This window comes from Spirosoma fluminis, assembly GCF_054778895.1.
Map to the genome: position 1 here is coordinate 1,045,090 of NZ_BAAGZD010000041.1, position 24,333 is coordinate 1,069,422.

The following is a 24,333-nucleotide window of genomic DNA, read 5'->3' on the forward strand; positions in this document are numbered from 1 at the left end:
AAGAGAGACAAATAACCCCAGTTACGTTGGGCAAATCGTTACGTCCCGCTTCTTTACTTCATTGATCAATAAATCATTTAAACGTAAAAGCAACGCGAATACCGGGCACAAATCCCGTACCCGGCATGGGCAATACGTTCGGCTCAACCCGCATCGAGATGTCGTCGGTCAGATCGAATGTTTTTAAATGTGCCGCTACGTTTGCTTCCACAATATTAATACCCCACAGCGCGGCCGACAGAAGAATATTCAAATCACGGTAACGACGGTACGTATCATACGCGTTTTTGGCCCCCGCCGTTGAACGATAAATAAATTCGCCAATCTGGACTTCTGTTACCTTTTCACCGGGAATTGTTACGGGTTTAAATATTGCTTCCGTAGTGGGTAAGGGCGCAGTAACGGACTGGCTTGGAAGACCGTATAACAATAGCCGATAGCCGTTGGCGGCTTCATTAGCCAGCCCCCGGTATTTAACAAACAGATAGCCCATTACGCCGAAACCGGCATAAATAAAGGGTATTTTATAATACTGTCGATTGTAGGCTTGCCCCCATCCTGGCAACACCAACGAGTGCAGCGTCGCTTTTTTAGGAATAATTTTATGGATCCGGTCCTGTTGTCTACTCGTTAGGCGAACCGTATCGGTCCTGACCGAGCTACTGTCGTCCAGCGTCAGCTCAGACGAGCCGACCCGAATCGGCGCACCGGACTGATTGCCGGGCTGCGCGGAAGCGGGTATTGAATCGAGTGCGGTACGTGCTTGTCTGGTCGAATCAGTAGCTTGTGGCGTTGGGGCCGGTGCAATGGCCGGTTGCTGAGCGAAGAGCAGGCAGGTCGGCAGCATCACCAGAAAAACGACAGCAATGAGGTTTATGAGCGATCTCATACCTCTATAACGGTCAACGTATCTTTGATTCGCCCACTGCTCGCTCTCTTTAAGATACTTTAACACGATCAGGCCTGTGAGTTCAGCACCTCTAAGATCTTAGCCAGTTCTTCTTGCGAGGTGAACGGTATTTTGATTTCGCCTTTGTGCTTCTCGTCGGCTTTGATAGAGACTTTAGTACCGAACAACGACGACAGCTTAAACTGCAGGCTACGCATTTCCTGCTTAGGAAGCGTGACGCGACGGTTCGTAGCGGGTTCGTCCAGTTCATCGGACAGGTTACGTACCGCTTCCTCTACCTTCCGTACCGACCATTCTTCATCAACCGCCCGGTTGAAGAGCCGAATCTGGGAGTCGGGGTTTTCGATGTTGATGATGGCCCGGGCGTGCCCCATCGAAATTTTATTGTCGCGCAAAGCCGCCTGAATTACCGGTGGTAACTTGAGCAGCCGAATATAATTATTAACGGTCGTGCGGTTCTTGCCAACGCGTTCGCCTAATTCTTCCTGTTTCAGGCTGCACTCCGTGATGAGCCGCTGATAGCTAAGGGCAATTTCGATCGAGTTCAGATTTTCGCGCTGAATGTTCTCGATCAGGGCCATTTCCAGCATTTGCTGGTCGTTCGCCGTACGAACGTAAGCCGGAATGGTCGTTAAGCCAATCAGTTTCGACGCTTGCAGACGCCGTTCGCCTGAAATAAGCTGATAGCGGTCTTTACCAAGCTGCCGAACTGTAATCGGCTGAATAATTCCCTGAACGCGAATGGATTCGGCAAGCTCCTGAAGAGCTTCTTCGTCGAATCGGGTACGCGGCTGAAACGGATTCGTTTCAATCAGCGACAAACCGATTTCGGTCATCGTACTGATCGATTCGAACGGAGATGTTTTTGTTTGCCGGTTCACCGCTTCGCTGTCATGCAGCAAGGCACCTAAGCCACGGCCCAATCCAATCATCTTCTTATTCGGTGCTTTGGTGTTCGCGTTTTCCATACCAAAAGGTCATTTCTTGTCATTACGTGTCAAGGGTGGTCATCAACTGTCAGTCTGACGATCAAGGCCAGCGAATGACTTCACTTGACGGCGAATGACGTTTACGCTTCCTGCGGCATCAAGCCGTTTTTAATCAGAATTTCGCGGGCCAGATTCAGGTAACTAACCGCTCCCTTACTGTCGGCGTCCTGCGCCAGTGCTGGCACACCGAAACTGGGCGACTCGCTCAATCGGATATTACGCGGAATAATGGTGCTAAAGACCATTTGCTGAAAATGGGTCGTTACTTCGCCCACCACCTGGTTCGACAAACGCACGCGCAGGTCGTACATCGTCAACAAAATACCTTCAATGGCCAGATGTGTGTTCAGGCGCGATTGAATGATCTTGATGGTATTGAGCAGCTTACCCAGCCCTTCCAGCGCAAAATATTCGCATTGCACCGGAATAATGACCGAGTCGGCAGCCGTTAAGCTGTTGATCGTAATCAGCCCCAGCGAAGGAGAGCAGTCAATGATAATGAAGTCGTAGGAATCGCGGATGCTATCCAGCGCGTTCTTCATTTTATCCTCCCGATTCTGGAGGTTGATCATTTCGATTTCAGCCCCGACGAGGTCGATATGCGATGGCAACAGATCCAGATTCGGAAAGTCCGTCTGGATAATTGCATCGTGGGGGCGTACGCCCTCAACCATACACTCGTAAATGCTGTTCTCGATTTCTTTTGGATTGTAACCCAGCCCCGACGTAGAGTTCGCCTGAGGGTCCGCGTCAACAATGAGCGTCTGAAATTCGAGGGCGGCCAAGCTGGCGGCCAAATTAATTGTTGTCGTAGTTTTACCGACGCCCCCTTTTTGGTTGGCGATAGCAATGACTTTACCCATGGGTCTGTGCGTTGCAGTCCCAAATATGCCGGATAGTTTTCACGAATCCAAGACTGTTCCACGGAATGTTCCACAAATAAAAATCTAGGATTAGCCAATAGCTGCGAATATGGGCTAATCCATCCGGGAAGTGAACAGGGAATCTACGTAAGCACCAATCAATTACCAGGTTTTCCGATAGACTATCGCTTTTCGTTTATCTGTTGTATTGGCCTTCAACCGGTATTGCTCACGTATTACGTTTATCACTCCGTCCGCAGACTTTGGGCCGGATTACGCAGAGCTGCCTTCATGGATTCGTAACCGACCGTAAGCAACGTAATGAATACGGCCAGGATGATTGTTACTCCAAACACCCACCACCCTACGTTGATCCGGTAGGCATAGCCTTGTAGCCAGCCATTCATCAGAAACCAGCCGATTGGCGCTGCCAGACTGAACCCGATTGCAATCAACCTGGCGAATTCGCGGCCGAACGACCACAGGAGTTGACGTACTGTAGCACCCAGTATTTTCCGAACGCCGATTTCCTTTGTTTTGGCTTCTGTCATGAATGTGATCAGCCCGTAGAGACCCAGACATCCGATCAGCATGGCCAGAAGGGCAAACACCTCGGCTAAGCCCAACAGGATACGTTCGGTAAGGTAAAACTCAGCAACCAGGTCGTCGACAAAACTCGATTTGAATACGTGCTCAGGAAACAGTTTATTCCAGCTCGCTTCAACGGATTTAGTCGTTGCATGCAGATTGGCAGGGTTAACTTTTAGCGCAGCTATATGATTTTCAGATGGATCGTTAAGCAAAACCATTGGCTGAATACCCATGCGCAAGCCCGTTGTATGAAAATCCTGCACGACGCCGATTATCGTTTCGTCCCGGCCCCAGATCCGCAATCGTTTACCCAGAATGTCACCGGATGAGCGTAAGCCCAATTGCCTCACCATGGTTTCGTTAACAATCGCTTCCCGGTTTGTCGTGTCATCGTTACGAAAGTTATGCCCCACCAACAAACGCAATCCGAACAGCGATATGTAACGTGTATCGCCAATCTTAACTACAGCTGGAAATTTTTCGGGTATCGTGTGCGTATCGAACGTAAAAGGCACTGGCATTCTCGGCTGAGCGGCTGGTGGTTCGGCCCCCAGGGCAACCTGCTCAACACCGGGCGCCTGGCCCAGCCGCTCACGTATCGTTTGCTGCTTAAGTGGATTAGTCGTCGGCACGGGGACTGTTAAAACTGCGTCTTTCGTAAAACCCAGATCCGCCTGTCGCATGTGGCGTACCTGAGCTATCATTACAATGACGCCAATGATAAAGAGCTGCGTAATGAAAAATTGAATTACTACAAGCCCCCGTCGAACCCGCACGCTGCCTACCTGCTGCGTAGTCAGACGCCCCCGCAGAGCAGCCACGGGGTTGAAACGAGCCAGCACCAGCGACGGATACAGACCGGCCAGCAGAATTACCCCAACGACCAATCCGCTGAACCAAACTAAAGACCGGGGCCGAAACACATCCAGTATCGACAGGTCAGCGTTCAAAACAGCCAAGGCCCGGTTTAAGATGGGCAAGCTTAGCTGAGCCAGTACTAAAGCCACCACAACAGCGGCCAGTGCCACGATCGATGTTTCAATCATGAACTGTGCAATGAGCTGCCCGCGCGTACTGCCTACCGTTTTGCGCACCCCAACTTCCTTGGAACGTTTCAGAGCCTGTGCCGTAGCGAGATTAATGAAATTGATACAGGAAGCCGCTACCAGAAACAAGCCAACAACAATCAGTGCATACAAGACGGGACGGGGTGTACGACCGCCGTATTGAGGATTGTGATCCAGCTCTCCCAGGGGTAAGACATGAAATTCCAGTTTCCTGGCCTCTTCGGAACTCATGTACTTTTGCTGGATAGCCGGGAACGTATTAGTCAGCTGCTCCGGCGATGTCCCTTCGCGCAACGTAACAAAACACATGGTTCTCACATCGCCCCACTGCTGCATCTGGGCTTTACCTCCAGCGCCGAGAACCACCGGAATGGTGCTGTACGAAATCAGCACCTCATACCTTAGCTTCGTATTGGAGGGCGGGGTATCGATAAGTCCGGTTACGGTCAGGTTGGCTTGGTTGTCATACTTTAAAACGCGGCCTAAAGGATTCACATCCCCAAAGTATTTGTGAGCGTACCGTTTCGACAAAACAACCGAATTAGGCGAGCCTAGCGCTGTTTTGCGGTCGCCCTCCAGCCATTTGACGTCAAAAATGTCGAAGAATTGGGGCTCAGTAAAGCAAAGAATACGTGACTCCTCAAACTTTTTCGAAAAGCCACCTTTCCCATTTGGCACACTAATGATACGTCCGAACAGATTGTCGAGCCGAACGGCGCTTTCCACGAATGGGTAGTTCTGCCTCAGTACCTCACCAAGCGGCCGGGGCGTAGCGTCGGTGGGCATGACATTCTCGTGGCGGATGTCTGTAACGATCCAGTACGTACGGTCCGCTTTGGCGTGGTATCGATCAAAGCTGAACAGGTAACTAACGAGCAGAAAAAGGACAAGTCCTCCGGCCAGACCGATGGCCAGTCCACCAATACTAATTAGGCTCACCTTGCGGTTACGCCATAAATTACGCCTGCTAATGATCAAATAGTTACGCCACATAATGTTTAGCTTTAGACAGAGCTCGGTTTTTATGTCCCTTATTCATGGCCTAAAGCTAATGGAAATAATATATAAGAATCAAATATATAAATACAAAATTTATAATCTTAAAGCAAAGGTTTAGCTTTTGGTATATACGGGGGTCAACAGGTTCATTCTGACAAGTATTTTGTAGCATCATCCGGCTTCTGAACAACTAGTTACGGATAAGTGTCGGATTACTACCGGCCTGACCGGGCCTTATTGTTTAAATGATACAAGCGTTCGGGGGCCAGAGGCTTAGTGTTGAATCCCGGTCCGCTCCATTGTAATCGTAGTTGGGGTGTTCCCTGACTCTTTCCAGCGTAGATGATCTGAATTGGATGGTGGCCTTTTTCGAGTTGAATGGTAGCGGATAGAGTCTCACCCGGTTTATAGCTTTTCTCCGTGTGCAGAACCGTAGCATCATGTAAACGAACCAAAGCGCCCCGGTCCGTCTGCAACGAGAAGGTATATGCGCCCGTCTGCGGCACGTCGAGCAAACCGCCGTACTCAAGAACGATATCGTTGTCACGCGTCCGCACGCCTACATCTATGCCCTTACTGATTCCGGTTTTAATGGGCTTCGTGGGTAAGCTGGCGATGTCGGGTACCCAGGGCGTAGCGAGTTCATACGCCCGGTAACGAAGTCCGGCAACTAAAGGACGTGCAGTATTCAGCGCCGGAACGGGAACCTCATCGTACGGACGGCGGGCGCTCGAATCGGGCCGACGCACTTGCAGCACCCGCTGTTTCATCCGTTTCTGAAGCGTCGAAAAGTAGGGGCTGCTGCCGGCCAGGTTGTTACGTTCTTTCGCATCGGCTCGGGTGTCGTAAATTTGAAAATCATCCTCGGCCGACTGGATAGTAGTCCGAACACCTTTGTAGCCATCCAGATAAATGACCTGCATTTCGCCGTGAGCCTGCCCTCTACGTGCCGGCTCGAAGTCCGCATAGTCGGGGGTCTTGCCGTCAACCTGATACTCGATATAAACGGTACCCGGCCGTTGGGTTCCGTTTCCGGTTAGGGTCGGGAGCAGCGACACCCCATCTGTACTGGCAGGTGCGGGTACGTTCGCCAGTTGGGAAAATGTAGGCAGCCAGTCATGGAATCCGCTGGGCGCATCGGAGCGCTGATTGGCTCGAACATGCCCCGGCCACCGGACCAGGGTCGGCACCCGAATACCGCCCTCCCACACATCGCGCTTAATGCCATCCATAGCTCCGTAGCTGTCGAAAAAATCAGGACTATAATCACCATATCCGTACGATTCTTTGTGCGGACCATTATCGGAAGTGAACACAACGAGCGTTTCCTCATCGATGCGCAGATCTTTCAGCAGCTGCATAATGTCGCCCACCCCATCGTCGATCCGGCGAACCATGCTGGCATACCGCTTCTGGTGATCCGGCCAGTTCTGATCGGCATAGTCGGGGTGTATATACGTATCAATGGTATCGGATACGGTATTAACGTACTGACCGGCTTTCCCTTTCCATTGCACTCCCCCCTTCAACCCGCCCCCTGCCGGATAGGCCGACGAAGCAACCTGCAAGCCCGCATGTGGCGTATCATACGCCAGGTACAGAAAAAAAGGCGTTTCGGGCTGATTTTGCCGCTGATCGGTTATCCACTTTTTAGCGGCCGCCGTAAACAGATCAGTAGTATAAACGCCTTTGAGCTGCTGCGCTATTTCGTCGTTACCCTGGTAGAGCTGAACGGGTTGCCGCTGCCGGGCTTTATGAGCCGGATAATGATTATGCCCATCGCCATGCCGAACGTACCCCAGAAAGTAGTCGAATCCGCGTTTGGTTGGGTAAGCCTCCCAGGTCTGCGGGCTGTTGCCGGTTGTGCCCTGTAGTCCCCACTTGCCAACGAGGCCCGTAGCGTATCCGGCCTGTTTCAGTACAGAGGGCAAGGTGTGATCGTCGGCCAAGGCCTTGTCGAACTGGTTATTGCGGACATTCGCGTGGCCCTGGTGCCTGCCCAGCATCAGCGATGCCCGCGAAGGAGCGCACACGGGAGCCGGTACGTAATGGCGCGTCAGTATCAACCCTTCCTGAGCCATCTTGTCCAGCTGCGGGGTCTGGTGAGCGGGCTGCCCCCGGCCGGGCCGTCCGTTCTGAAACAAAACCCCTACGTCGCCGTAGCCTAAATCATCCGTCAGAATAAAAATGATGTTGGGGGCTTTCGGCCGCGCCAGCCGCTTGTTACCTGGTTTTCGGCCTGCCGACAATCCGACCAGCAGAACAGCAGCGAACAAGAGTACGGATAGTCTAATCATAGCTTGGTCAGTGAACTACTCACCCAAAAAGTCACACTGACCTTCGAATCTACCTCGCTACCTTATCATATTGGCCAGCGAGTTGACGCGTGGCAAGTAGGTACCTTTGGTTTCAGTATCGGGGAAGAGATCTTTAGCTAGATTTAAAGCGGTACGTTGCGCAACTCGCGGGGGTAACTTTAATCGCCAAGGTAATATTATCCATTACGTTCCTTCGTTCGACCTGCTGAAAAGTATGGTTCTCTGGGGAAAGGCACGGTATTGTCGGGGCAACGTATGCCAGCCATGTACAGGTGAGCAACCTGCGGTGACAAATCGTTTTCTTCAAAAAATTTTAAGACGGCTTACAATATCGTTCGCCCGGATTCCGACTATCCTTTCGAAGCCGCAGACGCAAGTAATTAATGAATTGTACGGTTCTGCGCTGGGCCCAGGTGTTTGCAGCTTCACAAACTTTTAAACAAGACAACACCATGAATATGTATCGAGTAGCGGGTCTTGCCCTGGCGGCTGGACTGGCTTTGTTTCTCTTATCCGTACTGATCAAGTTACTCCTGGTAACATTCGCAGCCGTGCTGGTGGTGCGGGTGGTCGGCGGGTATATCTGGAGCCGGACCGCAGGTTCATTGGGTCGGGGTGGCTGGCAGTCAACGAATGTCATTGCTATCGACAATCCCGCTTATCGCTCTCCCATGAGTCGGGTCAGCGTCGACCGGGTAATTCCAATCGGCTAGTATGTAGCCATGTACAATCAGTAAACACAAGATTAACACACACACAACCATGTATCAGAAACAAGCATTTCAGTCAGAACATACAGGTAATTGCGGGTCGCGTGGCCGTGGCAAATTCGGTGGTCCGTGGGGACGCGGCAAGTTTGGTAACTTCTGGGGTGGCCCCGGATTCGGTCGCCATGCGGGCGGTTTTAGTCAACCACCCGTCAACATCGAAGAAACTGATGGTGAGTACGTAATTTCTTTGTTCGCAGCCGGCCTTGTTAAAGAGAACGTAACGCTGACCGTAAAAAACGACGTACTGGCAATCGCTTACCCCGGCATAAACCAGGAGGCTGATTCAGCGTCAACCACTGCCTATACCTATCAGGAGTACACCCAGCGGGCCTTTGAGCGGTCGTTCCAGTTGAACAATAAAGTGCTGGTCGACAGCATTTCGGCTAGCTACGCCGATGGTATCTTAAAAGTGGTTCTGCCCAAAAATCCGGCTACGAACCAACCAGCCCAAACGATTACGGTCGGGTAAGTACGCCTGAAGTAAGCCAAAAAGGTCAGTCCGTTCGTCGGTACTGGCCTTTTTTTGTTAAGGTGAGCTTGTCGGTACGCAACTCAAGCGGTTCACTGCAATACGCGTTTCTGAATCCTGGAAAAGCAGTAAACGACCTGTTCGTACGTCTTTTCCGCAAATGCGGGTCGATGTTATGCCAACTCGCCCAAAGACGATCGCATGAAAAAATTCGTACTACTCTCAGCCCTGGTTTGCCTGTTCAGTTCCTTCGATCAGAAACCGCTTACCTGGACAGCCATCGGTGACTCCATTACGTACCTGAACGACCACCTCAACGAAACAGGCAACCGGGTCACCAAGGGCTACATGACGCGGGTCGTTGAGAAGTTACCCAACATTACCTATAAAAATCAGGGGCATAATGGGTGGACAGCGGTACGTATTGCGCAGTCGATTGATACGCTGGGCATTACAAAATCTGACATTTACTCTATATTTCTCGGCACCAACGACTGGTGGGGCGGCAAGCCTTTGGGCCGCTTCCTCGATTACCAGAACAACACCGGCACGGCCACGGTATACGGCTCCTTCCGAATCATTATCGACAAGCTGCGGAGCCTCAATCCCGAGGCCCGCATCCTGTTGATCACACCTATGCAGCGCGTTGATTTTGTGTATCTGTTTAATTTCAAAAACAATGCCTTCGGCTCGTACAAATCCAAGAACGGCCAGTCGCTCGAAACCTTTGCCAACGCTATCGATTCAATCGGGCGGCACGAGCAATTTCCGGTGGTTGACCTGTACCACACCAGCGGACTGAGTCCTAAGAAATTAGTTAAATATAAACGACTTAAAGACCCTCAAACGGGCGCTTACACCAATTATCCCTACCCCAAGTTCGTTGATGTTCCGTTTAACCCTGACACCGACGAATACCCGTATCCAATCGAATCCGTTGCGAAAACCTACGACGGTTTACATCCCTCCGACGAAGGCTACGCCATCATCAGTCGGAGTCTGGTCAAAATCATGAAAAAGTATTGATGCTGGCCCTTCCGACTCACCTTCGAGGGAAGGCCGGGAGGGATACAACGGGGATAGCGTAGTGAACTGAAATCTCTTATCGGGTCGAGACTACGACTGGCCTGGGCAGCAGAATAGGCAGCGTTACGCTGAACCAGTTTTCCCGCTCTTCGATCAGTGGCTCCGGCTGATTCAGCAGGCGGTACTTGGTAGCGATATTTGACAGCCCCACCCCATTCGATTCGACTTTAAGTCGTTTGCGCTGAAGCGTATTGTCAATAATTAGCTGCTCTTCCGGATTGGTACGAATCCGAATCCGGAGCGGCTGCCGGGCCATGACTATATTATGTTTGACGGCGTTTTCGACCAGTAGTTGCAGCGTCAACGGCGGTAACAGCGATTCGACGTATTGATCGGCGACATCAATTTCCAACGTAATGCTGTTGCCAAAGCGCGTACGCAGCAAATGAAAATACGAACGGATAAAGTTCAGCTCGACGCCAAGCGTTGTCAGATCGTTTTCGTTGCTGCGGAGCAGGTAGCGGTACACACTCGATAGCTCATCCACAAAACTGCTCGCCTGGTTGGGGCTTTCGTCAATGAGCGAGGAAAGTGTATTCAGGCTGTTGAACAAAAAGTGCGGATTGATCTGGCTTTGCAGCGCCTGCATCTGCGCTTCGGTTTTTTCCTGTTTCAGTTGCTGCAGCGCCAGATCAGCCTGCAAATGTTCGCGCTGGCGTTGTTCGCGCTCCTGCTCCAGGTTCTTTTCGACCACCGCTTTCCGTACCGCTTCGCGCCGGTGACGGTACGAAATGCCCAACGAAAAACAGATCAGGTCCAATACCACCCCGAGCTGCACAAACGAATCGGGATGACGCCATAAAGGCAAACTCAGGCTGAGGTTCGGCGCATGCAAAAGCAGTACGGTCGTTACGGCGTGATTGACCAATAACAAAGCGGTACCGGCCACAAAAAAGCGCGCTACTACGTCCTGAGATCGATAAAATGAGAAAACGATGTACGTACCAACGCCCAGTAAGGCCAGCCGTACGGGCTGAAGCAAAAGCTGGTGCAACCCCGTTTGCCAGAAGTCCGTGAACAGGTAGACATACGTTTTCACGACGCAGTACAGCACGAGTAGCGCCTGCACCCGGGTTACCCATTTCAGAAACGCCGGGCGCTCCCGCAGCGTCAGGAAAAGCTTGGCCAGTTCGAGATACAGAATGTAGCCAGTATAGGACAGCAGCAACTTCCAGAAATTGGCAATGTTGGTTGGAAGCTGGACGTGGTTGATCACGAAGTAAACCGCCCAAATCGAGGTATAGATCGAGTAGATACCGTAGATCCGTTCGCGGTACATAAACCACTGCACGGAGTTGGCCAGGAGCATGGCCAGCACCATACCCAGGAAAAGAGGAGACCACGCTTCGTACGTCATCGATTCAGGAAGGCCAGCAGGAAACTGGCCTAAGATACAGCATTAAATGAAAAGAGCATTGGGCTTACCGTCAGTCTTTTACGGTTCGCCTGCCTAAACTGTTGTTTCAGCCCAAAGCAGACAGGTTATCGGACAGTAACCGCGCAATTCTGCCGGGCCAGACAACCTCTTTTCGCCATGAAACTACGAGTTTACCCAGTACTTGTTACGTTACTTTTAGTTAGCGGCATAGCCTGCGAGCACCCCGCAGGAACCGATGGGCAAGTAAACTCACCGCACGTTACGTTCCTGACAACAAGCTACTGAAGGTTTGGATTCGCAATCAGGATCAGGACTATCGGTCATCCGTTACGGCCAGTTTCGATCCGTCGTACCCAGGCGCAACCGGGTCTTACAAACTAACCGTTGAGGTTATTTTTAAAAGTGATTACGCCCAGACCTTGGTGCCTTCGGTGCAGTTGCGGCACATCTCGATCTCGGAACGCGAACGAAGCAGGGTCTGACGGAAATCGGTATACGAGGCTCCGTGCCAAAGGTCAGCGAACGATTCGGTCTGAAGATCGCCGAGCCGGTGGTGGGCATCTTTGTCGAAACAGCACGGAACCACCAGGCCATCCCAGGTAATGACGCAGGAGTGCCACATCTTCCAGCAATGGTCGCCGAAGCCGTTTTTGATCTGGTACGTTCCGTCGGCCTGCTGGGCGTACCGGCTGTACTGATCGAGCGTTGGCATCAGGTCAGACCCGTGCTCGTAGTCGTAGATCTGAGCCGTTTTCAATCCGACTTCATCGACGCCCAGGTCGCGGGCCAGTTGTTTCACTTCGGCAATCTGGTGCTCGTTCGGTTTAACCACCAGAAACTGGAACACGACGTGGGGCGTCCGGGACTTCAGTTCTTTTTTCCAGCGGAGGATATTCCTGGTACCTTCGAGTACTTTTTCCAGCTTCCCGCCTACCCGATACTGCTGGTACACTTCCTGCGTGGTGCCATCAATGGAAATAATCAACCGATCGAGCCCCGACTCCACCGTTTTTCGGGCATTGGCATCGGTCAGGTAATGAGCGTTGGTGCTGGTGGCGGTGTAGATGTTACGTTCGGTTGCGTACCGGACCAAATCCAGAAACTGGGGGTGGAGATACGGCTCGCCCTGAAAGTAAAAAATAAGGTAAAGTAAGGTCTCATGCAGCTCGTCGATGGTCCGTTTATAGAGGTCTTCGCCCAACATGCCGGTGGGTCGGCTAAACGACCGCAGGCCGCTGGGACATTCGGGGCAGCGCAGGTTGCAGGAGGTCGTCGGCTCGAACGACACCGACATTGGCAAGCCCCGGTGCGTCGGCTTACCGGTTTGCTTCGCTACGTAATAACTCGATAGTACCTTTATGGCATTAGCCACCCGCCTGGGTGTCAGTTTGGAAGCAAAATTAAGACCGTCCTGGATGTTGCGATTCATGGAACAAAGGTACGCTCAAAGCCTACGAACTACTACGAACAAGTTCCGATAAGGGTTACTTATGGTTCCAAACCTGACAACTCTCGGCTTTAAAAACCAGCTCACTGGTGGCCAATTCAGGAATTAATTCAGGTAAGTGGCCGGTCATACTGGCTGCGAAACTATAGCCGGTGGGCTCAACATGGGTCCAGACAATATAATCAGATTCATCGCCGGGTGCTGCCAGCCAACGGGTTTCTTTCCCCCTAATCTCGGGCCAGATCCGTTCGGCAAACTCACGAATACGTGCGATCGCCACAAACTGTCCGGCATTCTGTCCCCATTGATACGGACCGTGCGTTACCTTGTCCGGCTGGTTATCATCTTCGATCTGGAAGACGTACAGTTTGCTGTATTCTTCATTCGCTCCGCGCTTCTCGTGCCGGTTCCGAAGTTCAAACCCTAAAGCTACATAGCTGGGCATGTCCGTTACGAACAAAGCCGTAAAATACCGAAACACGTTGCCATACCGGTAAAATTCATCAAAGCGCGGGTCGTCCTTATCGGCCGTCATGACCGTAAAATTAGGCGCAAACCGACGCGTTTTCAGGTAGGTGTAATACTGACAAAACTGCCTCGTAAACTCCTTGGACCCGACAACCATTGATTGCAAATCACCCAGCGTCGAGTCGGCCTCGATCGCTTCCAGATGCTCTACCTCATCGCCATACGCCATGGTATCCGGGGGAGCCAGAAATGTTTCGGCAAAGAACCCATAATACGGTACGCCGTTCTGTTGTATATACTTCTTGATGGCCCGTAACGGATCGTAAAAGTCAGCCGAAGGGTCGCTGGCTGACAGGGCGGGTACGCCCTCCGGCCGCATCTGCACGTGCGCCATGTCACCCCGCATAAAATCGAAGTTATACGCACGCTGGCAATCACTGAACTTGCGGCAAACGTACGCCCAGGCCGGACGATTTGGCTGATCGAAATCAAGCTCCCAGGCCTGATTGTTGTCTTCCGATTCGTAGAACCGATAACGAGCCAGCGGTCCAAACACCCGCGACATCGCCTGCGGCTTATCGAAGGCGTACTGATACCAGATCTGACCGTAATCGTCCACCACATAATCGGCGGGGTCTATGTGCAGTCCGCGATAGGGCGGCCCCATGGTCATCGGAACGGTTTCCAGCCCCTGGGCCGTCAGGTGGCGGATCAACGCAATCCGTCGGCTCAGCCGAACGCCATAGTCGTGTGGATTGCCAAATAAAATGCCTAGCCGCTGCTCATCGGTCAGAACGCTGATTTCCGTTGAGAAAAAACCGTCTTTGGCAAACGTGAGCGGTGTGCCGTCGGCCGCTCCGTGGCATTTCAGAAACTGCCAGATCGATTCTTCTACGTAGCGGTACACCGAACTCGAATGGTCAACCAGATTGGGCCCGCTGCGTTGTATCCACTCGAACAACGACGGGCAGGCCAGCACCATCTCCGAAAACCGATCCGTGTGCGGAATAACGTCCATCCCCACGGTACGTCCCAGGGCATGCAAGAGATTGGTAACGACTTTGAGCTGCTTCTCGACGGTATTCAGCGCGGGAATAAACTGAGCCAGTTCAACGTCGAAAAACTCCGGATTAATCTGCCAGCTGACCATGCCGTATAAACTGCCCACGACACCGGGCTCCCAGATCGGAAGCAGGTGAATACTATCGTGCGAAGCCGGTATGGTCAGTACGTACTTAATGACCCGCCAGAATGAGCCAACGGTCCGGACGTTGATGCCCACCATATTGCTCTGCTTCAGCCACGTACCATCCGTGAACCTTTTCGCCGGGCTGTCTACCGTCTCGGCCGGGTCTAATGCCCGACGTAACGTTTCGTTACCCAGACGCTTGTGCAGCAACTCAAGCGTCTGATAAACAGAAAACTGCAGTGCCGTTTGCGGGGGCAGATGTGCAATGAACGATGCGTAGCCGGATTGATAGGCGTCTACGGAGTGGGTATAATTTTTACCCCAGTCGGCTTGCAGGTCATTAAGGGTTGTAGACATAGAACAAAGATAAAAACACCAGAACCGCCGAACTGTTCAGGGAAGTCGAAACGGCTCCCCTACTTCGTTTCGTTTTTACTATTTGCTTGATTTTCGGAATCAAGCAATGGTCACATTTGAGGTTATATACACCTGATCAGCGTATCGAATACACTTTACCTCTATCCCTGCCCTTGCTTTTACGTACTTTATTTATAGGCCTTATGGCCCTACATGCTTCCGTGCTTATGGCCCAGCACGGCGCGGCTACGTGCGGTACCTTACCCCCTGATCCGGCTACATACCAGCAAATGGTTGTCTGGCTCAGGACCTCGCCCAGCGCCCGGATGGGCATTGGTTCTTCCGTTAACGTACCCGTCATGTATACGTTCATCCGGCCGACTTCCAGCCAGGGCCCGCCCCTAAGCCGGAATCAGTACGAGGACATGAACTAAAGCTTCTACTGGCTGACCCGATACCACCGCGAGAGTAGTATCAGCTATTACATTGCCTACGTTAACCTCATTGATGAGGACGCGCTCAATAATCGAACGTGGGATCCGTCGGACGGTTTCAATTATACGTTTCCGTTACGTTTACCCAAAAACGCGATGAACATTGTGGTGACGCCCACCCTGATCAACGCAGCCGGTTACGCCTACTACCCCAGCCCGTATGTGGGTCAATCCCCGAACGAAGTGTACGTCAGCGCCTACTGGCTAGGCCGTCAGATGAATTTGCTGCCCCATGAGGTAGGCCATTACTTCAATCTGATGCATACGTTCGATTTTGGCGGCACGGGTAAGAAACTGGTCAATGGATCGAACTGCTCAACGGCCGGAGACCTGGTTCGCGATACGCCCGCTGACCCGTACGACGTGACCAATCCCGGAACACTAAACAACGGCTGCGAATACAACGGTACCCTTAGGGATGCTAACGGCGAGCTGTACCGACCGGATATGAACGTGCTGGCTCCGGTGCTCTTGGTCTGCTCAAGAGAAATGTACGAAGCAACTCTGTCTCTGGAACAAATTGAGGCTGTGGTCTACCTGGTTCACGTACGCATTGGCGACCAGACGCTCGTTCAACGGCTCCTGATTCGGTAAGGCGTAAAACTGTTTATCGTCGACTGCGTTTACTCTTTGCAGTGAGTATAGCGTACGATATGCAGGATGTTATTGTTATAGGCGGGGGACTAGCCGGTCTGGTCAGCGCGCTGGAACTGGCCAGGGGCGGGCATAGCGTTACGCTCGTCGAACGAAAAACGTACCCCTTTCACAAGGTATGCGGTGAATACGTATCGAATGAAGTTCGGGCCTATATCGAATCGCTGGGTGTCGATCTGGCAGGTCTGGGTGTGGCTGACATCAGGCGCTTCCAGGTGTCAGCCCCGTCGGGTCGGATGCTCGAAAGCAACCTCGACCTCGGTGGATTTGGCATTAGCCGCTACGTACTCGATCATGAGCTATACCAGCTGACCCAATTGGCAGGCGTCCAGTTTCAACTCGGCAAACAAGTGGACGACGTTCGTTTCGCCGACAACCACTTTAGGGTCAGTCTTACGGACGGGCAGGTGCTGACCGCCCGAGTAGTCATTGGCGCGTTTGGAAAACGAGCGAAGCTGGACAAAACCCTCGACCGTACGTTCACGCGTCACGACAATGCAGCCTCCCGTTCGCCTTATATCGGCGTTAAATATCACGTACGGATGGATTTCCCCGATGACGTGATCGCCTTACACAATTTCCCGGATGGCTACTGCGGCATGTCGGCCATTGAAGATGGGAAATATTGCGTATGCTACCTGACGACCCGCGAAAACCTGCGTCGGTACGGCAATATTCCCGACATGGAACGGGCCGTGTTACACCAAAATCCGCACCTGAACACCGTTTTTCAGCAGGCTGATTTCCTCTTCGATAAGCCAGAGGTGATTAACGAAATTTCGTTTGCCCCAAAGCGAGCCGTTGACAACCACATCCTGATGGCGGGCGACTCGGCGGGCTTGATTACTCCGCTTTGCGGTAACGGCATGGCCATGGCCATTCATGCGTCTAAACTGACCAGCGGATTAGCCGACCAGTTCATTCGGAATCAGATCACCCGGCCGCAGCTGGAATATCAATACCAGCAACGCTGGTCAGCCTTGTTTGCGCAACGCTTATGGGTGGGGCGAAACGTACAGAAACTATTTGGGCATCCGCGGCTGACCGAAGCGGGCATCTGGCTGTTCGGCACATTCCGGCCCGCCTTACGTAGCGTCATGCGGCAAACACATGGAGAAATTGTGGAGGTATAAACAGCACGCTCCTCAATACGTCCGCAGTACCTTCAGGCGGTGGTTCTTGTTAATCCGAACGTGCGGATTACTGATCAGGTGGAATAGGGCTCCGCTTACGACCAACGAACCGACCACGGGCAAGGTATTTGCATAAAATCCTCGATTGTTGACCAGATCGGCTACCAGATAGACGCCCCCGGCTATCGGGAAAAGCGTACCGGCGGCCGTTACAAACGGAATCCGGCGGTGGAGCATGATCTTCTGTACCTCATCGAGCCGGAACGTAACGGGCTCATCGCGGTTCATCACTTCATTAGCCATCAGGATCGTGAACGTACTGTCGGAAACATCGTAGAGCTGCTCCCGGAATTTCTCGTTTCGCGCTTTAAAATGAATCTCATCACCCTGAAAGAAACGGTATCGCCGAAAGCCGCCCAAGGTGTAATTGACGTCCAACGCCAGGTACCGCGAGGGACGTAACAAGGCCGCGTACGACGTGCCCCTGCGTTGCAGTAACTCTTCTGTACTCAACGTATCACGAGGCTGGGCGGTAGCATTTACACAAAAAAACAAAAAGCAGGCAGCTCTAACGACGTAACGAACGATGGTGGCGATCATAAGCAAAAACCAGTAACAGCTTCCCAATAAACCTAAAAATTGACGAGTTGGCTGATTTTTTAGTAAAGTTTAACCTTTCGGCGCAGGTTGGCTAATTTGCGGCCATGATTGATGCGAACCAGCTCCGTTCCTTTACGGAAACCATATTTACCGCTATGGGCTGTCCCGAAGCCGACGCCCGTCTAGCCGCCGATGTTCTCGTTAGTGCCGACCTGCGTGGAGTAGACTCCCACGGCGTAGCCCGTTTGCCCGGTTACGTACGACTATACGACCACGGCCGAATTAACCCACAACCGTCCATTCGGATTGTGCACGAAACGCCATCGACGGCCGTGGTGGATGGCGACAAAGGGCTTGGTCTGGTGGTTGGCCCCTGGGCCATGCAGGTAGCCATCGAGAAAGCCCGGCTGGCGGGTACCGGCTGGGTAGCCGTGCGGAATTCCAATCACTTTGGCATTGCGGGCTATCACGCCCTGCTGGCGGCTGACCACAACATGATCGGCCAGGCCATGACTCACGCGGCTCCTCTGGTAGCACCGACCTTTTCACTCGATAAACTACTGGGCACCAACCCCATCGCGGTAGCCATACCGGCGGCCACAGAGCCAACGTTCCTGGCTGACTTTGCCTCAACAGCGGTGGCCTACGGCAAACTGGAAATCCTGCAACGTAAAGGGCAGGATATTCCGCCGGGCTGGGCCCAGGATGCCGACGGGCAACCGACGACCGACGCGAACGCGATACGTAACGGCGGAGCCCTGCTTCCCCTCGGTACCGATCGCGAGCATGGCAGCCACAAAGGGTATGGGCTAGGGGCCATCGTCGATATTTTCTCGGGCGTATTGTCGGGCGCGAATTACGGGCCGTGGGTTCCGCCCTTCGCGACGGCCGGATTTATGCAGGCCAACGAAGGCGTTGGTCAGGGAACGGGGCATTTCTTCGGAGCCATGCGCATTGATGCATTCCGGCCTGCCGATGAGTTCAAATCGCACATGGACACCTGGATTCAACGGTTCAGACAAGCCAAAGCGGTTGAAGGCCGGCAGGTACTGATTCCGGGCGATCCCGAACGGATGATGGAAGCCGAGCGGCTGGCCAATGGCATCCCGTTGCTGGAACCGGTTTTGAAGAGTCTGGAAGAAATCGGCGAGCGCTTTGGCGTAAAATTATAACCCTTTTTGCGGTTAGGCTGGTTACACCCGTGTATGCTTTTCCTAATTCATTAACCCACTTTATATGCAGTACCGTAAACTCGGCAAAACTGGCTTTAACGTATCAGAAATAAGCTTAGGCACCTGGCAGGTCGGCGGGAAATGGGGTAACCCGTTCAGCCACGACAATGCCGACCAAATCCTTAATGCCGCCGTTGACGCGGGTATCAACTTCATCGATACAGCCGATGTATATGGTGATGGCGAAAGCGAAAAAGCGGTTGGTCGACTTGTACGCTCGCGCTCCGAACGAATCTACGTAGCCACCAAATGCGGACGACGGTTGCAGCCCCACGTAAACGAAGCGTATCAGCCAGCGGCTCTGCGCAAATTTGTTGACGACAGCCTGCAAAACATGGGACTGGAAACGCTGGACCTCATTCAGCTCCACTGCCCGCCTACGGAAGTATACTACCGGCCCGAGATATTCGAGGAGTTCGACCGGCTGAAAGCCGAAGGTAAGATTCAGCATCTGGGCGTCAGTGTCGAAAAGGTAGAAGAAGGGCTGAAAGCCATTGAATACGCAAACGTTTGTTCGGTTCAGATTATCTTCAACATGTTCCGGCAGCGGCCCGCCGAATTGTTCTTCAAAGAAGCCCAGCGCCGGGATGTGGGGGTCATTGTCCGGGTTCCGCTGGCAAGCGGTCTGCTGACGGGTACGTTTAATCGGGAAACAACCTTCTCGAAAGACGATCACCGCAACTTTAACCGGCAGGGCGAAGCCTTCGACAAAGGCGAAACGTTTTCCGGCGTCGATTACGAAACAGGGCTGGCCGCCGTAGATAAGCTACGAACTGTTTTCCCGAATGATACCAACCTGGCTCCCGACGCCCTGCGCTGGATTTTGACGTTTGATGCCGTAAGCTGCATTATTCCCGGCGCGTCGAAACCCGAACACCTGACATCGAACCTGCAAGCCGCCAACCGACCCGCCCCTACAGCGGAGCAGATGGCCGCCGTAAAAACGATTTACGACGAGCACATCAGAAATCCGGTTCATTACCTCTGGTAAAGTTCCTTAGCCAACGTATCGGGCAGTCTTATTGGCTGCCCGATACGTTGATTAGTTACCCAGAAATAGCTGGAAGCCAACACCCAGAGTGATCAGCTTGAAATCAGACGATGAGTTAATGATCGTGGGCGCGGGGGCGAGTTGTATATAAGGCGTCTGCGTAGTTTGGATGGTGTAATTTAAACCGGCGTTTAAGGCAATGTTTCGGTTTATGAAGTAAGCCAGTCCAATCCCCGGCACCAGCAGGCTTGTGTGACCCGACCCTGATGCCTTGTCGAGTCGGGTTTTGTACGTATAGTGGTTAGCCGTATAGCTGTACGAAACGCCAATGTAAGGTTTCAGTTTCGACTCGCCGAAGTAGTACCGTACAAAGGGAGCCAGCCCAATACCCGTGGTCGTCGTTTTGAGCAACAGCCCTGGGTTATCCGTTTTCGAGGTAGATACGCTCAGCGGCAAACCGGTTCCGACCAACAGATTATCCATCACAAAATAGCCCGCCGATGGCGATAAACTCACCGAAAAGGTTTTGTAACCCGTGCTGGGCTGGTCCTGATAGGTGAGGCTACCAACACTTACACCCACCATCCAGCGACCTGTTTCGGTTTGCGCCGACGCCACCCATGAGACTATACAAAGAAATACGGCTGTCAAAAGAATCTTCTTCATAGCTAAGAGCATACGTTTTACAAGTACAAGACTACTCCCGAACAGCACACGTTCTTCAGACAATACAAAACTTAATTTTAAAAGCAGGTTGACTTTTTCAAGGTAAAATTTGCACATAGCTCCTATTAACATCATATTATTTTGCCATAAGCGGCTTTAACAATACATTGTTGCATGAAAAAGAATTCTCGCCTGCAATCTCAATCGCAAACAATGAACGGTATGAGCCAGTCACAAAGCCAGAGCTCAGCCCACTTTTCATTTGCTGACTATCAAATCGAGAATTTTTTTGATGAAATGTTTGCCAATGAAACGCAGGTCCGTTCAGGGTACGCGCCGTTCCGGCAGCGCGTTGAGCAGCTAACGCGGGAAGACCTGATTGGACGGCAGCACGCGGCCGAGCGAGCGCTGATGAGCATGGGGATTACGTTCAATGTCTACTCCGAAGGAGAAGGCACAGAGCGTATCATGCCCATCGACATCATCCCGCGCGTCATCGAATCGGCGGAATGGAACCAGATGGAAGCCGGACTAATCCAGCGCATCAAAGCGTTGAATATGTTTCTGGACGATGTTTATAACGAACAGAATATTCTTAATGAAGGTATCGTTCCCCGCGATCTGATCGAGTCAAGTAAATCATTTCTGCCTCCCTGTCTAGGCGTTAAGCCGCCCAAGGGCATCTGGTGCCACATCACCGGTACTGATCTGATCCGGGGCGACGATGGGCAATATATGGTGCTTGAAGATAACCTGCGCTGCCCGTCGGGGGTGTCATACATGCTCGAAAACCGGGAGCTGACCAAACAAACGTTCCCGGAAGTGCTGGCCCAAACCGGTGTGCGCCCCGTATCCGACTACCCGACCCGACTGCTTCAGATGCTTCAGTTCATTGCCGACCGCCCGAATCCAACGGTCGTTGTGCTGACGCCCGGCATTTACAATTCAGCGTATTTTGAGCATTCGTACCTGGCCCAGCAAATGGGCGTTGAACTGGTTGAAGCCCGCGATCTGGTGGTGTCGGGGGGGTACGTTAAGATGCGGACGACCAAAGGGTTTCAGATCGTCGATGTGATCTACCGACGTATTGACGATACGTTCCTCGACCCGAAAGCCTTTAATCCTGACTCCATGATCGGGGTTCCCGGCATCTTTGATGTCTATAAAAAAGGACGCGTTGCGCTGGCCAATGCCCCAGGTACGGGGGTCGCTGATGATAAAGTGATTTATGCCTACGTACCACGTATCATTAAATACTACCTGAACGAAGAGCCAATTATTCCTAATGTTCAGACCTATATCTGCCGCGAAGAAGAAGACTGCCGGTACGTATTGGAAAACATTGAAAAACTAGTGGTGAAAGAAGCGAACGAAGCGGGTGGGTACGGTATGCTGATTGGCCCCAAAGCGTCGCCCGAAGAGCACGAATTGTTCCGGAAGAAAATCCAGGAAAATCCCCGTAACTACATCGCGCAACCGACCATTTCGCTTTCCCGAGTGCCGTGTATTGTGGGCGGCCAGGCCGAGGGACGCCACGTTGACCTGCGCCCGTATATCCTGTACGGCGACGGCGTCAACGTAATTCCGGGCGGATTAACCCGCGTAGCGCTCCGTAAAGGCTCATTGGTCGTAAATTCCTCGCAGGGCGGGGGCGGTAAGGATACCTGGGTGTTGTATTGAGATGCGGTCCCATTTAATAAGTTGTCAATAAGCCACTTAGATTATGCCTATTTTTGTAGCTTGACTAAACCAGTAAGTCTTGCTCGACTTAAGTATTATTATCGTCAATTACAAAACACCAGAGCTAATCAATAGCTGTCTGGATTCGCTTGAAGCTCATACCCGTGGCATTTCGTATGAGGTACTCATTGTCGATAATCAATCCGAAGATGACAGCCAGCACCTCATTCAGGCCAGGCATCCGGGCATTCACTGGTTCCAGATGGGGTACAACTCCGGGTTCGCCCGCGCCAACAACTATGGCATTCGTCAGGCACAGGGACGGTATATCCTGTTGCTGAATTCGGATACGCTGCTCGTCAGTGATTTAGTCGCCAACTGCGTCAGGCTGATGGATCAACAGCCCGACGTAGCCGCACTCAGCGCGCTCCAGGTCGGCCGGGATGGCCGTCTGCGCCCAAATCTGTTTACTACGTTCGGCCAGATACGTCGCTCGTTTTACATTTTACCGATTAAACCCGCTTTTCAGCAGGTACTGTACCGCTTATTTCCGGACACGCAGTACCCCGACCCGCAGCAGGTTGACTGGCTGTCGGGCGCTTTTTTAATGACCCGGCCTGAAGTCATCGCCCGCGCCGGTGCGTTGGACGAAAGTTTTTTCATGTACGGCGAAGATGTAGAGTGGGGGCACCGCCTGGGCCAGCACGGCCGCTTACTGCTGATTTCCGACGACCATTTTGTTCACTTCGAATACGGCAGCAGCGACCACCAGCAGCACGTTGTTACGTACATCAACCGCTTCAAACCCCAGATACAGGTTTCTCAATTGTTGTGGGTCCGTAAGCAGTACGGTCCAATGGCTTACCTGATTCTGATGCTTCACTACCTGCTGATGGTTCCTATAGTGTTTTTCTGGAAAATAGCCGTGAATCTACGTAACGGCCAGTCGCCCTGGGCTGAACTCGACAACCAGCGTGCTTTTGCCACTCAGGTTGGTATCTTCTTTCGTTTCTTCTGGAAAACGCTGCTTAACCGGCAAGGCTTCTACAAAGTCTGAGGGCCACTCCGACCGGCTTGTGCTTTCGGTTGGTTAACCACATTCGGCCGAAGCGACGGCTTCGTTACGTACCAGCTAGATTTTAAGGCTGGGCGCTAAGTATACTTTGTGACCTACAAATACACTTTTCTCACATTGTTCGTTTTGGGTAAAATGTGATACATCTATGCGCTTGTTTTATCTGCTAGGAACGGTGAGCCTGCTGGCTGGGGCGCTGCTATGGCCTCAACTCAGCCAGGCGACCCATGTGCGGGCCGGGGAGATCACCACCCGACGGATCTCCCAAACCTCACTGACTTACGAAATAACCTTTACCGCTTACTTCGACGAAACTCCGGGTGGCAAACCGGCTGCTGATGCGGGTGAAGAATACACCATCTGCTTTGGGGATGGTACGTCGCAATCTGTGAGACGGCTACCCAGAATATATATTAACCGGGGCTCATCGTCAATCAATATCTACCGGGTTGTTCATACCTATCCGGGACCTGGTCCGTATACGATTGCGGTGACGGTACCGAATCGCAACGACGATACCAAAAACCTACCGCAACCCAGCGAATCGATTCGCTTCTTTGTTACAACGACGATCCTGATCAACCCCGCCCTGCTGACCAACTCTACGCCGGTCATGCTCAACCCACCTCTGGACTCGGCCCGGGTAGGTCAGCGCTTCTGCCACAACCCAGCCGCCTTCGATGCCGATGGCGACAGCTTAGCCTACCGACTGAGCGTACCACAGGAAGGCTTCGCTGACACCGGCTGCAGGGGTCGGTTTATTTCGGCCTACCAGGACCCGACCCGCTTCAGCCGCTCGGGCGAGAGCGGGGGCTCACCCTCCTTCGCCATCGACCCCCTCACCGGAACCCTCTGCTGGGACGCCCCCGGTGAGGAAGGCCAGTTCAACTTCGCCTTCATCATCGAG

Annotated in this window: 21 protein-coding genes and 1 pseudogene; 12 read left to right on the plus strand and 10 right to left on the minus strand. The window is 52.5% G+C overall.

Features of this window, described 5'->3' with window-relative positions; translation table 11 throughout:
* Positions 1–73 precede the first annotated feature (73 nt).
* The 5 genes from ACYVBJ_RS26170 to ACYVBJ_RS26190 form a co-directional block, all read right to left on the minus strand.
* The gene (locus ACYVBJ_RS26170) at positions 74–889 is read right to left on the minus strand and encodes a DUF5683 domain-containing protein (protein ID WP_460985238.1); all 816 of its coding nucleotides are present in this window, start codon (positions 887–889) and stop codon (positions 74–76) included.
* A gap of 68 nt (positions 890–957) precedes the next feature.
* Positions 958–1,878: a ParB/RepB/Spo0J family partition protein gene (locus tag ACYVBJ_RS26175; RefSeq protein ID WP_460985239.1), complete on the minus strand. Its 921-nt coding sequence runs from the start codon at positions 1,876–1,878 to the stop codon at positions 958–960.
* Positions 1,879–1,979: 101 nt separating this feature from the next.
* Positions 1,980–2,762 carry a ParA family protein gene (locus ACYVBJ_RS26180; RefSeq protein WP_460985240.1) on the minus strand — a complete coding sequence of 261 codons (783 nt, stop codon included), beginning with the start codon at positions 2,760–2,762 and terminating at the stop codon, positions 1,980–1,982.
* A gap of 245 nt (positions 2,763–3,007) precedes the next feature.
* On the minus strand, positions 3,008–5,359 hold the full coding sequence (locus ACYVBJ_RS26185) for an ABC transporter permease (protein WP_460985241.1): 2,352 nt from the start codon (positions 5,357–5,359) through the stop codon (positions 3,008–3,010).
* 275 nt (positions 5,360–5,634) lie between these two features.
* Positions 5,635–7,716: a sulfatase-like hydrolase/transferase gene (locus ACYVBJ_RS26190; protein WP_460985242.1), complete on the minus strand. Its 2,082-nt coding sequence runs from the start codon at positions 7,714–7,716 to the stop codon at positions 5,635–5,637.
* 473 nt (positions 7,717–8,189) lie between these two features.
* Here ACYVBJ_RS26190 and ACYVBJ_RS26195 point away from each other — a divergent pair, with 473 nt between their 5' ends.
* From ACYVBJ_RS26195 to ACYVBJ_RS26205, 3 genes are all read left to right on the plus strand, one after another.
* Positions 8,190–8,450, plus strand: coding sequence for a hypothetical protein (locus ACYVBJ_RS26195; protein ID WP_460985243.1), 261 nt, complete (start codon positions 8,190–8,192; stop codon positions 8,448–8,450).
* 49 nt (positions 8,451–8,499) lie between these two features.
* Positions 8,500–8,976: an Hsp20/alpha crystallin family protein gene (locus tag ACYVBJ_RS26200; RefSeq protein ID WP_460985244.1), complete on the plus strand. Its 477-nt coding sequence runs from the start codon at positions 8,500–8,502 to the stop codon at positions 8,974–8,976.
* A gap of 201 nt (positions 8,977–9,177) precedes the next feature.
* A complete protein-coding gene (locus tag ACYVBJ_RS26205) occupies positions 9,178–10,002 on the plus strand; it encodes an SGNH/GDSL hydrolase family protein (protein ID WP_460985245.1) in 825 nt (274 codons plus the stop codon).
* Positions 10,003–10,078: 76 nt separating this feature from the next.
* Here ACYVBJ_RS26205 and ACYVBJ_RS26210 read toward each other — a convergent pair whose 3' ends face one another.
* The gene (locus tag ACYVBJ_RS26210) at positions 10,079–11,419 is read right to left on the minus strand and encodes a sensor histidine kinase (protein ID WP_460985246.1); all 1,341 of its coding nucleotides are present in this window, start codon (positions 11,417–11,419) and stop codon (positions 10,079–10,081) included.
* 177 nt (positions 11,420–11,596) lie between these two features.
* Between ACYVBJ_RS26210 and ACYVBJ_RS26215 the strand changes: the two genes are divergently transcribed.
* Positions 11,597–11,725, plus strand: a complete 129-nt coding sequence (locus ACYVBJ_RS26215) for a hypothetical protein (protein WP_460985247.1) — start codon at positions 11,597–11,599, stop codon at positions 11,723–11,725.
* Positions 11,726–11,846: 121 nt separating this feature from the next.
* On the opposite strand, the gene ACYVBJ_RS26220 is transcribed toward ACYVBJ_RS26215, so the two are convergent.
* Together ACYVBJ_RS26220 and ACYVBJ_RS26225 are read right to left on the minus strand one after the other, a co-directional pair.
* On the minus strand, positions 11,847–12,869 hold the full coding sequence (locus ACYVBJ_RS26220) for an SPASM domain-containing protein (RefSeq protein ID WP_460985248.1): 1,023 nt from the start codon (positions 12,867–12,869) through the stop codon (positions 11,847–11,849).
* Positions 12,870–12,924: 55 nt separating this feature from the next.
* The gene (locus ACYVBJ_RS26225) at positions 12,925–14,901 is read right to left on the minus strand and encodes a hypothetical protein (RefSeq protein ID WP_460985249.1); all 1,977 of its coding nucleotides are present in this window, start codon (positions 14,899–14,901) and stop codon (positions 12,925–12,927) included.
* Between the two features lie 203 nt (positions 14,902–15,104).
* On the opposite strand from ACYVBJ_RS26225, the gene ACYVBJ_RS26230 reads away from it, so the two are divergent.
* From ACYVBJ_RS26230 to ACYVBJ_RS26240, 3 genes are all read left to right on the plus strand, one after another.
* Positions 15,105–15,335 (plus strand): hypothetical protein, encoded by a 231-nt coding sequence (locus tag ACYVBJ_RS26230; protein ID WP_460985250.1) that lies wholly within the window; start codon positions 15,105–15,107, stop codon positions 15,333–15,335.
* 156 nt (positions 15,336–15,491) lie between these two features.
* The gene (locus tag ACYVBJ_RS26235) at positions 15,492–15,989 is read left to right on the plus strand and encodes a M43 family zinc metalloprotease (RefSeq protein WP_460985251.1); all 498 of its coding nucleotides are present in this window, start codon (positions 15,492–15,494) and stop codon (positions 15,987–15,989) included.
* A gap of 59 nt (positions 15,990–16,048) precedes the next feature.
* A complete protein-coding gene (locus tag ACYVBJ_RS26240) occupies positions 16,049–17,182 on the plus strand; it encodes an NAD(P)/FAD-dependent oxidoreductase (RefSeq protein ID WP_460985252.1) in 1,134 nt (377 codons plus the stop codon).
* 12 nt (positions 17,183–17,194) lie between these two features.
* Here ACYVBJ_RS26240 and ACYVBJ_RS26245 read toward each other — a convergent pair whose 3' ends face one another.
* A complete protein-coding gene (locus ACYVBJ_RS26245; protein ID WP_460985253.1) occupies positions 17,195–17,782 on the minus strand; it encodes a hypothetical protein in 588 nt (195 codons plus the stop codon).
* 104 nt (positions 17,783–17,886) lie between these two features.
* Between ACYVBJ_RS26245 and ACYVBJ_RS26250 the strand changes: the two genes are divergently transcribed.
* Both ACYVBJ_RS26250 and ACYVBJ_RS26255 read left to right on the plus strand, forming a co-directional pair.
* Positions 17,887–18,954 (plus strand): Ldh family oxidoreductase, encoded by a 1,068-nt coding sequence (locus ACYVBJ_RS26250; protein WP_460985254.1) that lies wholly within the window; start codon positions 17,887–17,889, stop codon positions 18,952–18,954.
* A 64-nt stretch (positions 18,955–19,018) separates the two neighbouring features.
* Entirely contained in the window at positions 19,019–20,005 is a 987-nt protein-coding gene (locus ACYVBJ_RS26255) for an aldo/keto reductase (protein WP_460985255.1), read from the plus strand.
* Between the two features lie 51 nt (positions 20,006–20,056).
* On the opposite strand, the gene ACYVBJ_RS26260 is transcribed toward ACYVBJ_RS26255, so the two are convergent.
* Positions 20,057–20,671: an outer membrane beta-barrel protein gene (locus ACYVBJ_RS26260; RefSeq protein ID WP_460985256.1), complete on the minus strand. Its 615-nt coding sequence runs from the start codon at positions 20,669–20,671 to the stop codon at positions 20,057–20,059.
* A gap of 174 nt (positions 20,672–20,845) precedes the next feature.
* Here ACYVBJ_RS26260 and ACYVBJ_RS26265 point away from each other — a divergent pair, with 174 nt between their 5' ends.
* The 3 genes and pseudogenes from ACYVBJ_RS26265 to ACYVBJ_RS26275 all read left to right on the plus strand — a co-directional run.
* Positions 20,846–22,351, plus strand: a complete 1,506-nt coding sequence (locus ACYVBJ_RS26265; protein WP_460985257.1) for a circularly permuted type 2 ATP-grasp protein — start codon at positions 20,846–20,848, stop codon at positions 22,349–22,351.
* Positions 22,352–22,430: 79 nt separating this feature from the next.
* Positions 22,431–23,408, plus strand: coding sequence for a glycosyltransferase family 2 protein (locus tag ACYVBJ_RS26270; RefSeq protein ID WP_460985258.1), 978 nt, complete (start codon positions 22,431–22,433; stop codon positions 23,406–23,408).
* 166 nt (positions 23,409–23,574) lie between these two features.
* Positions 23,575–24,333 (plus strand): annotated as a pseudogene (locus tag ACYVBJ_RS26275) (gliding motility-associated C-terminal domain-containing protein); the annotation flags it as partial.

Coding starts and splice junctions, on each gene's coding strand:
- ACYVBJ_RS26170 (WP_460985238.1), bottom strand. CDS start 889: ATGAGATCGCTCATAAACCTCATTGCTGTCGTTTTTCTGGTGATGCTG.
- ACYVBJ_RS26175 (WP_460985239.1), bottom strand. CDS start 1,878: ATGGAAAACGCGAACACCAAAGCACCGAATAAGAAGATGATTGGATTG.
- ACYVBJ_RS26180 (WP_460985240.1), bottom strand. CDS start 2,762: ATGGGTAAAGTCATTGCTATCGCCAACCAAAAAGGGGGCGTCGGTAAA.
- ACYVBJ_RS26190 (WP_460985242.1), bottom strand. CDS start 7,716: ATGATTAGACTATCCGTACTCTTGTTCGCTGCTGTTCTGCTGGTCGGA.
- ACYVBJ_RS26195 (WP_460985243.1), top strand. CDS start 8,190: ATGAATATGTATCGAGTAGCGGGTCTTGCCCTGGCGGCTGGACTGGCT.
- ACYVBJ_RS26200 (WP_460985244.1), top strand. CDS start 8,500: ATGTATCAGAAACAAGCATTTCAGTCAGAACATACAGGTAATTGCGGG.
- ACYVBJ_RS26205 (WP_460985245.1), top strand. CDS start 9,178: ATGAAAAAATTCGTACTACTCTCAGCCCTGGTTTGCCTGTTCAGTTCC.
- ACYVBJ_RS26210 (WP_460985246.1), bottom strand. CDS start 11,419: ATGACGTACGAAGCGTGGTCTCCTCTTTTCCTGGGTATGGTGCTGGCC.
- ACYVBJ_RS26215 (WP_460985247.1), top strand. CDS start 11,597: ATGAAACTACGAGTTTACCCAGTACTTGTTACGTTACTTTTAGTTAGC.
- ACYVBJ_RS26220 (WP_460985248.1), bottom strand. CDS start 12,869: ATGAATCGCAACATCCAGGACGGTCTTAATTTTGCTTCCAAACTGACA.
- ACYVBJ_RS26225 (WP_460985249.1), bottom strand. CDS start 14,901: ATGTCTACAACCCTTAATGACCTGCAAGCCGACTGGGGTAAAAATTAT.
- ACYVBJ_RS26230 (WP_460985250.1), top strand. CDS start 15,105: ATGGCCCTACATGCTTCCGTGCTTATGGCCCAGCACGGCGCGGCTACG.
- ACYVBJ_RS26235 (WP_460985251.1), top strand. CDS start 15,492: ATGAACATTGTGGTGACGCCCACCCTGATCAACGCAGCCGGTTACGCC.
- ACYVBJ_RS26240 (WP_460985252.1), top strand. CDS start 16,049: ATGCAGGATGTTATTGTTATAGGCGGGGGACTAGCCGGTCTGGTCAGC.
- ACYVBJ_RS26245 (WP_460985253.1), bottom strand. CDS start 17,782: ATGATCGCCACCATCGTTCGTTACGTCGTTAGAGCTGCCTGCTTTTTG.
- ACYVBJ_RS26250 (WP_460985254.1), top strand. CDS start 17,887: ATGATTGATGCGAACCAGCTCCGTTCCTTTACGGAAACCATATTTACC.
- ACYVBJ_RS26255 (WP_460985255.1), top strand. CDS start 19,019: ATGCAGTACCGTAAACTCGGCAAAACTGGCTTTAACGTATCAGAAATA.
- ACYVBJ_RS26260 (WP_460985256.1), bottom strand. CDS start 20,671: ATGAAGAAGATTCTTTTGACAGCCGTATTTCTTTGTATAGTCTCATGG.
- ACYVBJ_RS26265 (WP_460985257.1), top strand. CDS start 20,846: ATGAAAAAGAATTCTCGCCTGCAATCTCAATCGCAAACAATGAACGGT.